The sequence below is a fragment of the Adhaeretor mobilis genome (assembly GCF_007741515.1).
In the GTDB taxonomy this organism is placed as follows: Bacteria; Planctomycetota; Planctomycetia; order Pirellulales; family Lacipirellulaceae; genus Adhaeretor; species Adhaeretor mobilis.
Genome location: NZ_CP036263.1, coordinates 1120764 through 1135847, shown reverse-complemented (window position 1 = coordinate 1135847; position 15084 = coordinate 1120764). Strand labels below are relative to the sequence as shown.

Genomic DNA, 15084 nt, shown 5'->3' with positions numbered 1-15084 from the left:
ATGCGTCCAAGTTGGAAACGGCTGCCAGAGTAACGCTTTGGGGGGTGTTGGCGATGAGCGCAATGTCGATTATGGGTGGCTGTCTTGAGTTTCAGTCCAATGAAGCGATTCGTATCGGGTCGCTATTTGCGTGACTTGTTCTAAATCGGAGGAGAACGAAAGCCCCGAGAAAACTCGAGATTTGTTGGCGGGTGGCGGGTCGGTTCTCGCCTTCTCCTTACGGAGCCACGTATTCCGGGCTCGCACAACGAGATGCGGCTACTTGAAGCTGTTTGATGGGGTCGGAATAGAGGAAGAGGCAAAACTACGTCGACCGCCCGCTCGGAGGGTAAGCGTTCTGCTCAAAACATGCGGCGGCTTCAGATCATTGAGTCGCCGGACGTTTTAGCTAACTAGGAGTGCGGCAATCCATGGGCACCAGGCAATGGCCATCGGTTCCGCTGACCAAGCGCTGGGGATCAAGTCTCGCTTACCCCAGCGGGGATTTAGTAATGAACATGGCACACGGTTTGAAGTTGCATCCGCAAGCATTAACTATTTGTTGGTTTTGTATAGCATTGTCCCCAGCTGGTGCAGAACAAGTGTTTCTTGAAGAGTTCGACGTGACACAAGACCCTGCTGCCATCAGCGAGCCAGGCTGGGACCTAATTCACGACACCAACGCTATTCCCGAAGTCAGTACCGCGTTCGCCAACGACGATAATCGCAATGTGACAAAGATTACTGCCAGCAACGATGCAATATCGCAGTTTACGTCCAGCTACTTCTTTTACGAGCACGACATTCTCAGGGAGGAGAGCGAGACAACACGACCTGAAAACTTCTGGGGGCAGGACGCTGGAGACTATTTGCTTATTAACTCTGCTGCACTGGGGCATGGCACTGCAATCGATCTCAATGACGCGAGATTCGACGTCGACTTTCAGATGGGAAATAGTCAATTCGGTAGCCGCCCGGTTTTCCATTTTGCAGTCATTCTCGACGACGGCTTCCGGTGGACTGTGGATGATGCAATCGCTTCTTCGATCACGCCTGGCGTTCTTCACGGCGAAACGGATCCGATCAGCACGGGAACCAACTTTCGCCGAATCATCAAAGCCAATGGCGGCGTTCCTGGGCAAAGGTTGCGTCTTTTCGACACACCTGCGTTTCTCAGCAATTCGCAATTGGCATCGGTCCAAGCCATTGGACTGTACGTGCAACCGTTGGGGGAATTGTAGCCAAGTCGGTTTGATAACTTTCAGCTGTCGGGCTACGAGTTTGTCGATGTGCCGGCTGACTTCAACCACGACGGTGATGTTGATAGCGCCGATTTAACCGTCTGGGAATCGTCGTTTGGAGGCGGCGTTGGGGCAGACGCCGACTCCGACGGCGATTCTGACGGTGAAGATTTTTTAATCTGGCAGCGCCAGTACACGGGCACAGCGGCGACGCCAGCATTCACGTTCGTACCCGAGCCCGCGACGGGAAGCTTGCTTTTTGGGGGAGCACTGGGCTTCGCTGCAAGTTCGTACCGCAGACAATCGAAGGAGAGAGAAACATGAATTCGCAGATCAAGTTGTTAGCCAGCTTGTTGATACTGTCAGTCGCTTGTCCAATGGCAAGTTCTAGAGCCTGCACGATGCCGCTTCCCGACCCGGGACCATCCAACGAATATGAGCTTGAAATCGAGTACGAAGATTACGATTTCGATACGAACAAAGTTCGCTACAAGATTGAATTGGAAGTAGAAGTCCACGCGCCGGCTTCGACCGCCCAGTGCCAATGTTCTCTGAATCTTGGCTCCTCATCCTCTCTCGCCCCATCCTCATTTGAGGTGCTCGGCGCGGTCGTGGGTCTGCGGACGGACGAAGAGAACATCGACTTAATACCTTTCGCTGGTTTTGTCCGTGATGGCATTGTAGAAAGCGAGGTTGCCAGCCTGGCAAACTTTAACGCTGGGGCAACTCCCTTCGGTTTTAGTCTCGATGTTGACCCTTTCACGGCTCCAACTGTTGGAGTCGGTGAAACACTCGCACTTATTTTTGACATCGAGTTTGACCTCGATCAATACAGCGAGGTCAACGGAAGCCCCATTCAGTTCGGAGCAGGTTCGAACGAACCAGGCCATCCATTGAATCTTTTCAGTGGTTATCAGGCAAACTTGCAATTGCCTGCTCTAAGCACGCTTCCCGATGCGGATTTCGACTCCGACGGTGACATCGATGGGGGCGACTTTCTTGCACTACAGCGAGGTTTTGGCATCTCTGAAGGGGCCAGACTAAGCGACGGAGACGCAGACCACGATTTGGAAGTCGACGATGACGATCTCAAAATCTGGGGAGAATTGTACGGAACCGGCGGTATCGGAGTAGCTGCCACTCAAGTGCCGGAGCCTGCGTCGGTAATGCTTGTCGCGTCAGCGATCGCGGGTGGCCTCCTGTACCGCCCGCGGAAGTAGTTGCCAGTTTTTGGCTGAATCTTGGCGGGTCTGCTGCCAAGATTCAGCTTTACACAGTGTAGTAGGGAAATAGAGTCACAGCTCTAGGCTTCCTGCCCACATCGGTGCGGTATCGAGCACTTGCGAGCATCCTAGCGGATATGAACCAACAATTTATCTCAGAGAGAGCAAAGACTTCTCATGTTCAGTTCATTGCTACCCAAAAAGCGTAATAAGCGAAGGCGGATCATACCGACCAAGCGTAGATTAGGCCAGTTTGGTCGCAGACCGTTATATGAGACGTTGGAAAAACGAGAGTTGCTCTCCACCGTGGCTTGGAACTCAGGGCCGCAGCTACCCGCTCCCCGCAGCGAAGCGGTCGCGCTGCTTGGCCCGGACAACGCGGTCGTTGTTCTGGGCGGCGAAACCTCGGGCGATCCACGGAACGTACCTAAGCTCGCCAGTGGAGCTGCGTTTTGGACGTCAGGCCACGACTTGGAGCTTGAAAGAGTCGGTCACGGAGCGGTCCGTACCCCAGGATCGGGCGTCTTCGTGTACGGCGGCGTCGACGGCAACGAGGCTTCCGATGAAGTTCTGCATTACGACTATTATTTCGGAGATAGCCAAGACGGGGACAAGTTGAGTGTCGAGAGATCCGAATTCGGATTTGTCGCGGATGACCTGGCACGCGCTTATGCTATTGGTGGGCTCGACAAAGAAGCCAATCAAGTCCTCAGTTCCGCAGAACGCTACGACGCATCAGAAGACCTTTGGACCTCGATTGCCAGTTTGCCGAGTGCCCGCCACAGTACCGCAGCTGTGAGCGACGATGCTGGGCATCTCTACGTGTTTGGCGGTTCGTCCACGACTCAAGCGGGTAACATTGAGAATTCCTCGTTCCGTTATACGGTAGCGACAGGCACGTGGGATTCCGTGGCCCCCATGCCAATAGCGACACAAGATAGCGCGGCAGTATATGCCGGTGATGGAACAATCTACGTCATCGGCGGTCAGTCAGCTGCGGGGACCGTCGCTACTGTGCAGACCTATGACCCTGCATCTGATACTTGGGACACCACAACCGACTTACCAGCAGCTTTACATTCACACACCGCAACCGTTGATGATCTCGGCAAGATCATTGTGGTAGGCGGCAAGGATTTCGCGGGAACTACAGTCGCTTCAGTCTATCGAAGCCAGCGCCTCGACATCCCCGACTCGGCACCGGTGATCACTTCGAATCCCAACGAGAATGGCCTCCAAGATGCCGCCTATAGCTATAACGTGGGCGCTACCGGCAATCCGGCACCAACATTTACGCTAAGCACCGCACCCGCAGGAATGACGATCGATGAGGTCACCGGACTGATCTCTTGGATACCCGGCCCAAGTCAGCTTGGGGACAATCCTGTTACCACCACAGCGACGAGTCAGGCTGGGAGTGTCGATCAAAGCTTCACGGTCAACGTTCTTACTGGCACGAAACCGGTCTTCACATCGAATCCAAACGCGAATGGCTCGATTGATTCGTTCTACAGTTACGATGCGAATGCTACGGCCTATCCCGACCCAACATTTATGCTGAGCGCTGCCCCGGCAGGTATGACGATCGATTCGGCAACAGGATTCATTTCCTGGCAACCGTTACCTGGGCAAAAAGGTGTTCACCCGGTAACCGTCACCGCGACGAACCGTGCTGACAGCACCGATCAATCATTTGTGATTGATGTTCTCGGCGACACGACTCCGCCAACGGCCCCAACTCTACTGACAGTTGATGGGACTGGTACAACAACCGTCGATCTAAGCTGGGCTCCCGCTACCGACAATTTCGGCGTCGACCACTATGAGATTCTCAAAGGCCGACGGTGTGGATGGCGCGGTAGAAACACTTGCTACAGTGTCATTCAGACCGATATTGCGTCTACCTCGACGACTCTAACTGGCCTCGAAGAACTGACTTCCTTCAAGCTCGTCGTTCGTGCGGTTGATGCCGAGGGAAATCACTCGACTAACTCTAATCAAGTAATTGCCACAACACAAAGCGCTCCGACGATCCGTTATTATCAAGACGGAGCCATCAATGGAGAAGTGCAGGCAACCGCGAACTTCCCGCTGGAAGTCCGTCTGACTGCTGCCGCGAATCCTGCTCCGACGTACGCCAAGATTTCAGGACCGGCGACTCTAAACGTTGACCCGACAACTGGCTTAGTCGCGTGGACTCCAACTGCTGGTGATGTTGGCATGACGACAGTAGTCATCGAAGCTACCAACTCGGTAGGTAGTTCGCAGATTTCAATACCGATAAATGTCGCAGCCGACTTGCCCGTCGTATCGTATCAATTCAATCCCAATGGTGGTGGTGCAAGATTGGGTCTGCCCGGTGAATTGCTGGAAATCCAAGTCATCGATTCAAGCAACACCCCTTCAACTTTTGAACTTTTCACGGCACCCTCGGAAATGACCATTGATCCGAATTCAGGATTGATCTCGTGGACTCCGACAGTAGCTGACGCTGGGCCAACGACTTTAACAGTACGTGCCACTAATAGTGCGGGCAGTACTGAGAGGACCATTGAGTTCCTGACCTACTTTACCGGGAGCGTCTCGGACATCGCCGTGACGGGACTGGTGGATCAGTTGAATCCAACTCTCACATGGACTGCTCCGACGGGTCTGGGTGCGGAAGATGTGGCCGGTTACTCAATCCAGCTTACTACTCGTTATCGACGAGGCCGTGCGTGGCGGACTGAGCGAATCAACTTCGATTCGCCGGGCACCGCGACCAGCATCGATCTTACTGGCTTGACCATTGGTCGAACCTACAAGGTGTACGTCAATGCGTACAACGCGGATGGAGAGAAAGGACTTTTTAGCTCAGAGCAGGTCGAATTTCGTTCGACTCCAGCATTGCCAATTGTCAGTCGGACTGTGCAGAATCCTAACGGTGGGCCCATTGTTGCGAATCAGCCGATAGTAATTCAGCTCACCGATAGTAATCCCGACCCAAGCACTCTGGAACTTGTCAGCGGTCCGGCCAATCTGACGTTCAATACTGCCACAGGCTTGGCCACCTGGACACCGACTGCCGCACAGGTCGGTCAGCAGACAGTCACGTTCCGGGCCACCAACAGTGTTGGGCCACGGGATGTTGTTGTTGGCATCAATGTGCTCTTCACTGGCCCTGTCACGAACATTTCAGCAGTGCGTGCAGTGGGAACCAATCAGGCGACCGTCACTTGGACAGCCCCGACAGACAATGTTGAGCCGATTGCCCACTATCGAATTACGCAGCATTGGAAATGGAGCAGTCGCAGACGAACGCGGACGATCATCGTCCCCGCAACCGACCTCAGTGCGACAGTATTCTTGTCACCAACTGGAGCGGTATGGCATCGAGGCGTCACGGTCACACCCGTCTCTGAGTCTGGTCTGTGGGGTCCAACTTCGTTGCTCACTCCTTACAGCTAAGAGTGGCTAGCTTGTTCAGAAACGATGGAGATGACTCCGATGTCGGAGCAGTACCGCAGAGAGTGCTCATGAATTTTCGATTGTTAATCGTTGCTTGCTTAACCCATGCCTGGTCTGCTACATCTTATGCAGCGGTCACATTCTCGACTTTTGGGCCTGGTGGCGCCTACGATTCGCTCAATGGTTCGATCATTGAAGGACCAAGTTCTCCATTTCCGCAGATTATCGCCGAGCAGTTCTCGCCAAGTACGAGCGTGTTGCTTGATGGCGTTGATTTAGCAATCGCAAATAGTGCCGGTACTGCAGAAATCGGCGTGAGCGTCTATGCGGATAGCGGTGGCGTACCCGGAGCGGTCTTGGAATCCGTTGGCATGGCTAGCTTTATCGATGGTGTGGTAACCGCCCCCTTTTCGGGCAATGTGCAGCTAGATGTCGGCAGTACTTACTGGCTGGCGGTGGATACGGGTGGCGCCAACGTACAAATGTGGCTCGATACCACTCCTACTGTTTTCGGAACGCAATCGGTTAGCGAAGATGATGGCGTTAGCTGGTTCTCTTACAACACGGATCCATTTTCTCGGGCTGCATTTGTGGTTGATGGAACTCCCGTTGGACCTGCGGACCCACCGGACATTCCGCTCATCAACGCAGGGGAAGCTTGGCGCTATTTTAAAGGGCTTGCCGAACCTTCGACTGGCCTTGAATGGTCCGGCCAGACATTCAGTGATTCGACCTGGAATTTTGGGAATGGGGGATTCGGCTATGACACCGACCTTGCGACCCAGGCTGGATTGCTCAGCAGCGTGGGCACGGAGCTGAGCGACATGCGAGACGACGGTGTGAATCAGAATGCATATACGACTCTCTACCTACGTCGCAACTTTTCGGTCGTAAATCCGTTCGAGATTAGCGAGTTGGTTCTGGAGCTTGACTATGACGATGCATTCATCGCCTATGTCAACGCTGTCGAAGTCGCTCGCTCGTCGTTTGGCACGGTTGGACTACCCGAGCCATTTGACGGTTTGGGCGCGGATCATGAGTCTACCAATGGAGCACCGGGCCATATACTAGAACGATACGTCATCGATCTTACCAATGATTTTCCAGACTTGCTCCAAGCGGGCAGTGAAAATGTCTTGGCAATTCATGGTCTGAATACCTCGATTGATGATGCCGACTTTGTGCTTTCGCAGATTAGTCTTGGCGGCAATGTATCGCTCGCTGCAGGAGCCGACTTCAATGGCGATGGCTATGTGGATGCTACAGATCTGTCCGTGTGGGCTACAGCATTTGGCATCGACAATGGCGGAGATGCCGACTCCGATGGCGATTCTGACGGAAAGGACTTTATAGTCTGGCAGCGGCAGTTCACAGGGTCGGCAGTCGTGGGCGGAGTTGCTGTCCCCGAGCCAGCAAGCCTCGGACTTTTTTGCGCCGCAGTCCTATCGATGCAGAGTGGTCGACCAGCCCGACGTCGGTGCCAGTCGCGACTGCCAAGCTGTCAGGAACAATAAGATGTTGAAACGGAAACGATACTTGATTCTAGTTTTCGGACTGGTTGCTATCTTCAAATCCGTGCAGCCGGCACATGCTGCCCAAACTGTCTACAACGACGAAGCCGCCTACTTGGCCGACTTGGCCACTATGGGGTACGTGTCCGCAGCCGATGGCTTTGAAAGCAATAACTTCTGGGGGCTTCTGGAAACCGACTCCGCACCCAACGTCACGAATCAGGGTATTACCTGGACCGGTCTGGGTGGTGGAGTGACGCTTAACCATGGCGACGATCGATCGGGCCAATGGGCGCTGGAGTCGACGCCTCCGGGCTCGCCGTTTGATGGATTTTTGGCGACGGCAAACGAGCCCCTCTTCGGATTTGGAGGTTGGTTCCGTTCTGGCAACGCGGGTTCTGGCGGGCAAAACGATGTTTCGGCATTCCTCAATGGTTCGCCAGGAGAATTCGATGGTTTTGGGGTTCCAACATCCAATTATGTCTTCTGGGGTGTCATCGATACGGCGGGGATCGGCAGCCTGCAATTTGAAACAGAACCTGTCGACCCTCCGGAGCCCGGCTCAGGTGATCCCATCGATCCGTCTAAAACATTTTATCTCGACGATTTTACGTTCGGCTTTGCGACGGCTCCCTCACGACGCGAGCCAGGAACCCGCTGGAACAGCACAACCGGCGGCACCTATGCGACTGGCAGCAACTGGAATGGTGATGCTACCCCTTTACCTACGGACAATGCACTGTTTCACCTCGGCAGCGCAACTCCCTACACGGTAAACTTTTCGCAGGGCGGAGCAGTCAGTCAGACTGTCGTAGCCAACGACAAAGTTGCGTTTGACCTTGGTGGGTTTCAATTCAACGTACTCCAAGCGAACATCACACGCGAATCGCTCATCGTCGCTGAGCGGCCAGGCGACGTCGGCGAGTTAACCCTCTCCAACGGCACAATCGCTGGCGTCAACGCCGTCGTAGCACACTCGACCAATTCCACAGGCCTCCTGACTGTCAACGACGGGGCAACGGTTAGCTTGACCGGCACGATGAGAGTCGGGTCGGGTGGCAACGGTACTCTGGACATCAATGCTGGTGGGAAGGTCACGAGCGGTGGTTCTGGTATCGCCTACGGCGGTATCGTCGGGCAACTCGACGGTACGGGAACGGTCAATGTCTCGGGCGCGGGTGCACGTTGGGACACTGCATCGTTTAGTCCCATCGCCGTAGGCTTGGGCGGAACTGGAACGCTCAATGTTTCCGACGGAGCCTTTGTTACGGCCAGCACCGTAGTCGCCGGCGCGAAAGCAGGCAACGGTTTGGTGAACGAACCGACGGGAATGGGAACGATCAATGTCTCGGGAGCAGGAACCCTACTTAGTGGTACTCTCACAATCGCACAGGATGGGCCGGCATCTATGAATGTCACCGATAGCGCGAGATTGTCCGGTTCGGGCGGCACGATTGCTGTGAGCGCGGATGCCGATGTTCTGCTCGACGGGCCAGACACCAGCTGGACGATCAATATCGGCGGTTCCTCGCGCGGCACGCTCAACGTCGGCGTTGGAGATCAGATTGGCAGCTTTGCGTCGTTTCCCCCGCCGCCGCTGCTGACTGGGACATTGACCATTCAAAACGGTGCCAGCGTGGTGGCGGAAGAAACGTTCATCGGCAAGACTCGTAAAGGAAAAGGGATTCTTACGGTTACGGGACCGGGCTCCTCCTGGAGTTCCGGTTCGCAGTTTTCTGGCAATACGTTTATTGGGCATGAAGGCGACGGTGAGCTGAACGTCCTGGATGGGGCCAATATCCAAACAGGCCAAGCGATGATCGGTCGCCATGGTCTGCGCGACCAACTCCGTGGCGTGGCTAATATCTCGGGTGTCGGTTCAACTTGGACCACACCGTCTGCGATCTGGGTTGGCTTCAACAACGATCCGCAAATCTACTCCGGCGCAGGCCTCTTTGTCGCCGAAGGTGTACTCAATGTCACGGAGGGTGGCACCGTTTCCTCCTCGCAACTCGGGCTGGCGAGCCGCAAGATCTCGATTGGCAAGGTCAACATCTCTGGCGACGGTTCTGCAATTTCGACAAACTCAGTGTCCTTCGGGAAAACCTCGACGACCACGTTCACATTCGGTTCCAATGCTGAAATGACCATCGCCGACGGCGGATTGCTCGATGTTATGAACAACATTGACGTCCATCATGGTCTGTTGACTCTCGATGGCGGGACGATCAATGCCACCAGCTTGCGGTTGCACGGAGCACAGCTCATCAACCCAAATGATCCGAATGAGACCGGTGATACGACAGTTGCGTTGACCGGAACTGGTCAGATCAACGCTAACATTGAGAACGAAGGCGGTCACGTGGAGCCAGGTCTCTCGGCAGGTGTCCTTAACGTGCTGGGCGACTATACTCAGCTTATCGAGGGCACATTGAGTATTGAGCTTGGTGGCATAGACAACTCCGACTCGCTGAGTCCGCAATATGATCAACTTTCGATTGACGGGATCGCTATGCTTGGCGGTGCACTCGACGTGTCACTGCTCGACTTGGGCAGCGGTGTTTTCGCTCCTCAATTGGGCGACACCTTCGGCTTTCTCAGCGCGACCGGTGGCTTCGGTGGTATGTTCGATGAGGTCAATCTACCGCCGCTCCCCACAGGACTTGATTGGCAGCTCAGCCCGGGTGGTCAATCGCTTTTTCTCAATGTCGTTAGTTCATATACAGCTGACTTTGACGATGACGGAGATGTCGACGGCGATGACCTATCGTTATGGGAAGAGTCGTTCGGGATGAATGCAAACGCAGACGCAGACCTGGATGGGGATAGCGATGGCAACGACTTTCTTGCATGGCAGCGAGAATTCGCACCGTCTCCTTCAACATCGGTCGCGCTAGCCATTCCGGAGCCAAGTACGCTTCTTCTGCTTCTCTTAGCGCTGACCTATGGCACTACGTTTCGCGAACACCGGCAAGTCCCCAAGCTGTTGGCACCCTGTGGGTTACTGGTCGCTCTGTTTGGAGCCACCTATTGCTTTGCTGCGGTGGAAAGGTACAAGACTGAAACGGAGTATTAAGATCGTCTCGCTGAACTTTAGTACGATACGATTAGCGAGGGATTTGAATCGAGCGATTGGGACCTTGTGCGGACGAACTACCCGGTGTTCAATTCATCACCAGAGGTAGTTAGCTAGGAGGTGAGGTGGCAGACAGCCGCCAAGGACGTATTCGGGACTTTTACGTCTCGGGCGTTTGGCGTGACTACCAACAGCAACTGGGCCCGATCTAGCCAATGGGGAGACTTCGAGGATCATGCCGGAGCCGGCTATCCCACCACCATGCGTGTATCGTCTGAATTTCCACTCTACGGCGTAGATGGGGTTGGTTCAATACAAATCCTGATGAACAGTCGGTAGGAGTCTTATTCGAAGACCGCATGACCGCAAACGAACCTGGATACTATCAGCCGGGATATGGTGCCATGTATCCAGGCGATCATCCTTCGTTCGGACATGAGTTCATCGGCTGTGTAGATCCAGATGGCTTCAACTCAGTCGTCTTCGTGGGCACGTTGGAACTTAATGAGGAAGGCAGGCTCGAAGGGGGAGCCATCTACGGCGCCGCCGACTTTACATTGGCGATTGCCTTACCCTCCGGCGCAGACTTCGACACCGATGGCGACGTGGATCAGGTCGATCTATCACTTTGGGAGTTGTAGTTTGGGCCTGGAGCAGTCGCAGACCTCGATGGCGATTCTGATGGAGCCGACTTTATCGCGTGGCAGCGACAATTCACCGGAAGTCAGGTCACTACAGCCTATAACGTGCCGGAGTCGTCCACCTCGGGCACAACAGCTGTCGTGTTGCTTAGCCTGGTGGTTGCGCGTCGCAAACAGCACGCCTGATGAACTGCATCACCCCCGTTTCGTGTTCCAACCTGAGTGAGAGATCCTGGTGTGTGGAATGCGACCTCCTTCAGTTTGAATAGCGGCTCTGTACACGAGGTTGGACAACCCGCTTTCAGTTCATAACTCCACAATCTCGCTGAGGTAAACTACACCTCAGTGCCCAAGCCCAATCCATTCGACGCGTGGGTGACGTCCACCCAAGCGTAAAAAGGCAAGTTGGCAAAACGCCCTCGATTGCCACCCGTGCTGAGGATATTGCCAACTATTGACCTGCACGAGAATTGTCGTTTGACGCGGTTTCGTAGTTTTCCGTACGCAGCTAGCCCAAGGGAAGCACTTGTTACTTGACAAACTCGTTCAGGAACGGAGTGAAACGCGACGCACCTTAGCCCCTTAGAAGGGTGTAGAATTCCTCGAGTGTGGGAGGTACGCCGAGTCCGCCCAACAGCTACTAGGACGCTCAAGCTTCAGAGGCTCGCACCATCGCCGTAATGCCCGCCCTAATTGCATCAGGTAAGTCCGCCCACACTCGGATCACGCTCTCAAGGTCGGGATCATGAGGTCCATCTGCTAGAATGCGCGCTGCGCCTGGCGCTGCGCAATTCTGAAAACCATCACTTTCCCCGGGGTTTATAGGGTCAACAAGCGGAATCATAATCCGCGTGTCGGGCGGTTCGAATCCCTCCATCGCTACTTGCGTCTTCCTGCGCATCCCCTCACCGCGCACCTCTCCTGGCCAGCGGTCCGTCTCATTTGCGCCAGATCGAGTGGCCAAGAATCGTTGCTGAACTCGACTGCAAGAACCTATAAAATAGTCTTTGCTGGTCGGCATGCGACTGTAGCAAGCGAAGTGAAACTGAGTCGTTCGTCAAGTTCCGCTTCGCAAGGGGCGACTATCGCACGCGGTAGCGGTGACTTTTTGCTCTGTGTTTTTGCTCTGTGTTTTTGCTCGGTGCTGAGTTTTGCACGGTGATGGGAGTTTTGCACGGTGCTGACTAACGCAAAGCAAAACCCAGCGACGCTGCGAACTTTGAATTGTCGTAAGTCGCTTGGCGGTAACGAGTACCGACCGCGAGCGAAGCAACATCCGTTTGGGTTTTGCTCACGAAAACATGAAAACCGTGCAAAAGTGCAAAACCTTTTTACCCCAAAGAGGAGGACCTCAGACACGCAGACAATTCCAAGCATTCGCCAGCCGCATCCACCGCTACTTGCTTTCAGGAGGGAGAGCAATTCAAGCTCGTTCGTCAGCCTTCAGGATTCTTCGCGCCGCCGGCGTTTCTTGTCGATCATCGACTTGTACATGCGGCCCGTCTTACGGTCGCGCTCACGGCGTTCTGCCAACGATCTGGAATTATGGGCCTGTTCCGCATTGAGTTTCTGGAAACTCGCGAAGCGCCGCTGATCGAGTTCGCCTGCTTCCAAGGCGGCCATGACGGCGCACCCGGCGTCCCCTTCGTGGCTACAGTTACTGAAGCGGCAGTTCCTAGCGATAACGAGCACGTCTTCGAACAAGTCGGTCAGGCCCTCTTCGCAGGCTGGCAGCTGAAGCTCTCGCACACCCGGGTTATCGATCAAGACGCCTCCGCTTGGCAACAGGTGGAGAGAACGTGCGGTGGTCGTATGACGACCTTTGCCATCTTTTTCTCGAATGCCACCCGTCGCCAGCTGACCTGTACCCAGAGCGTTGGCCAAGGTTGATTTCCCAACACCCGAGCTGCCTAGGAGCACCACCGATTGCCCCGGTCCGCACCAAGACTTCAAGACGTCTGCTTGCTCGCTCTCGCGGGCATCCAAAGTTTCAACGAGCAGTCCGGCATGAAGTTGCTCAGCCTGGTGGCGGAGCTCGGCAGGATTCTCGCAAAGGTCCGCTTTCGTGAGAACCACAACGGGAGTCGCGCCCGCCTGCAAAGTGAGAGCGAGGTAGCGTTCGATCCGAGAGAGATTGAAATCTTCGTTGCACGAAGTCACGATGAAAATCGTATCAAGGTTCGCTGCAATGACCTGGGGTTTGACTTCCTCCCCCGCAGCTTTGCGGAAGAGTAGCGTGTCGCGTTCGAGTCGCCTAATGGCGCGGTGATCCTGCGCATCAAGCAATAGCCAATCGCCGACAGCGATTCCGCAGGCGCCCGCTTCACCAGCCGCTGTTCCACCAGCGCTTTCATCGGCCGCTTGGGCCAACTGCGCAGGAATACTGAACTCGCCAGCTTCTCCCAGCATGAGAATCTGACTTCCATGATGAGCTGACACACGGGCAACGACACCCGTTTCCAGTTCCTCCAGCGACACTTGCTGCTGAAAGAACGGCTTCCATCCAATGTTGCGAAGACTGAAGTTGCTCATTCCGAGGGCCTTTTTTGCGAAAGGGACCTAATCCTTAACGTCTCACTCGACACGTGACGCGAAGCAGAGGTTCGGGGGAAGCCGACTGATCCGATTTCACCAACTATTGAGAATACCTTGAATCGAAATATCAAGGCGAGACAAACAACAGATCCAGGGTTACTTGCAATTTGCGGTTGCTCGCATTCTAATCGCTCTTCGGCAGATGCTTTACGCATCGGTTCAATTACTCCTACTAGAGCAGCGGCGCTCCCTCCGACAGATTCGTGTCGGTCGCCCCTGAACAAAGTAGTTGCTTTTCTATTACGACGCCCGTTCGGTACGGGCACTTATCACCATTTCTTGATTGAAAGTTAGGCATGACAAATTCACCGAGAGTCAAGTGTGCTGTCACATCGTTGGTGTTCCTCCTCAGCGTTAGCGCAGCACTGCAAGTGAGTGGGCAGACACTTTTGCGGCAAGCTCAACAAGCACTGCAAGCTCAGCAAGAGACAGAGTACTACACCATTCAGCCAGACGGCTCGAGGGTGGTGCAATCCAGACCAGCCACCGCACGTCGCGCGGCTGCAATTGACCCGCGTCAGGAGCTGCTCTTCACGATTGAAAGAATACTCAACGACCAGGCATCGTTGGGACAGAATCGAAACAACAACCCAATCATTGCCGATCTTGAACGACTGGTCGCGCAACACACCGTCAAGAAGAACTCGACGGTCACCGTCACCAATCTTGGTCCGGGCACGTTGGAAATCCGAAACAACGATGGCACGTACTCAGATTTGCAGCCACACGCTCGCACCGATGTGGAAGTGGGCACAAACAAGATCCAACTGACTGCCATCTATAGTGACACCTCCATTCGGATGGAGCACCGCCGCAACGGACCAGCCCGCTTTTGGGATGGCGACGACCGCCGTTATACACCCATCGATCCAGACAATCGCATCACGAAATGGCCCCCGCGCACCCATCGCGCTCACCTAACTCACGGCTTTCTCGGTTATCACTTGGAGCAATAGAAACGATCAACCACCTATGCGTAGCTTGGTTGCACCAGCGGCCAAGCTACGCACAGGGCATAGCAACGCGCGGGTGAGATGAATCGCATCGTGGCCGATGACAACCGTAAAATTTCTGAGATGCGAAATCTGGGCCCAGCCTGCGAGGGCGACCTCAATGCGGTCGGCATTCGCACGGCTGATCAGCTCAAGAAACTGGGTGCGGAGGATGCTTTCGTCCAGATGCTCATCGGTCGCAAGAAACAGGGACGGAGCGGCAAGTGTTGCAACGCTGCCTACCTCTACGCTCTCTACGGAGCGATCCACGACATCGACTGGCGTGAGTTACCAGAAGGGAAGAAACAACATTTCAAAACGCTGACTGCTGAGATGCGGGCGTCGGGCCAGTTTGTTTGAAAAGCACAGTTCGCTTGAA

Annotated in this window: 10 protein-coding genes; 9 read left to right on the top strand and 1 reads right to left on the bottom strand. The window is 54.7% G+C overall.

Annotation, left to right across the window (positions count from 1 at the left end; translation table 11 throughout):
* Window positions 1-602 precede the first annotated feature (602 nt).
* The 7 genes from HG15A2_RS04410 to HG15A2_RS04380 all read left to right on the top strand — a co-directional run bounded on the left by HG15A2_RS04410 (window position 603) and on the right by HG15A2_RS04380 (window position 11118).
* On the top strand, window positions 603-1220 hold the full coding sequence (locus tag HG15A2_RS04410; RefSeq protein WP_145058229.1) for a hypothetical protein: 618 nt from the start codon (window positions 603-605) through the stop codon (window positions 1218-1220).
* A gap of 48 nt (window positions 1221-1268) precedes the next feature.
* The gene (locus HG15A2_RS04405) at window positions 1269-1544 is read left to right on the top strand and encodes a PEP-CTERM sorting domain-containing protein (protein ID WP_218932318.1); all 276 of its coding nucleotides are present in this window, start codon (window positions 1269-1271) and stop codon (window positions 1542-1544) included.
* The gene (locus tag HG15A2_RS04400) at window positions 1541-2440 is read left to right on the top strand and encodes a hypothetical protein (RefSeq protein WP_145058224.1); all 900 of its coding nucleotides are present in this window, start codon (window positions 1541-1543) and stop codon (window positions 2438-2440) included. The genes HG15A2_RS04405 and HG15A2_RS04400 overlap by 4 nt, the downstream gene beginning before the upstream one ends.
* A 180-nt stretch (window positions 2441-2620) precedes the next feature.
* On the top strand, window positions 2621-5890 hold the full coding sequence (locus HG15A2_RS04395) for a putative Ig domain-containing protein (RefSeq protein ID WP_145058222.1): 3270 nt from the start codon (window positions 2621-2623) through the stop codon (window positions 5888-5890).
* Between the two features lie 68 nt (window positions 5891-5958).
* Window positions 5959-7404: a choice-of-anchor R domain-containing protein gene (locus tag HG15A2_RS04390; RefSeq protein ID WP_145058220.1), complete on the top strand. Its 1446-nt coding sequence runs from the start codon at window positions 5959-5961 to the stop codon at window positions 7402-7404.
* Window position 7405: 1 nt separating this feature from the next.
* A complete protein-coding gene (locus tag HG15A2_RS04385) occupies window positions 7406-10477 on the top strand; it encodes a PEP-CTERM sorting domain-containing protein (RefSeq protein WP_145058218.1) in 3072 nt (1023 codons plus the stop codon).
* A 359-nt stretch (window positions 10478-10836) separates the two neighbouring features.
* A complete protein-coding gene (locus tag HG15A2_RS04380; protein WP_145058216.1) occupies window positions 10837-11118 on the top strand; it encodes a hypothetical protein in 282 nt (93 codons plus the stop codon).
* A 1443-nt stretch (window positions 11119-12561) separates the two neighbouring features.
* Here the strand turns inward: HG15A2_RS04380 and rsgA are convergent.
* Entirely contained in the window at window positions 12562-13650 is a 1089-nt protein-coding gene (gene rsgA, locus HG15A2_RS04375) for a ribosome small subunit-dependent GTPase A (RefSeq protein WP_145058214.1), read from the bottom strand.
* A gap of 359 nt (window positions 13651-14009) precedes the next feature.
* On the opposite strand from rsgA, the gene HG15A2_RS04370 reads away from it, so the two are divergent.
* Window positions 14010-14669, top strand: coding sequence for a hypothetical protein (locus tag HG15A2_RS04370; protein WP_145058212.1), 660 nt, complete (start codon window positions 14010-14012; stop codon window positions 14667-14669).
* 78 nt (window positions 14670-14747) lie between these two features.
* Window positions 14748-15065: a TfoX/Sxy family DNA transformation protein gene (locus tag HG15A2_RS04365; protein ID WP_145058210.1), complete on the top strand. Its 318-nt coding sequence runs from the start codon at window positions 14748-14750 to the stop codon at window positions 15063-15065.
* Window positions 15066-15084 lie beyond the last annotated feature (19 nt).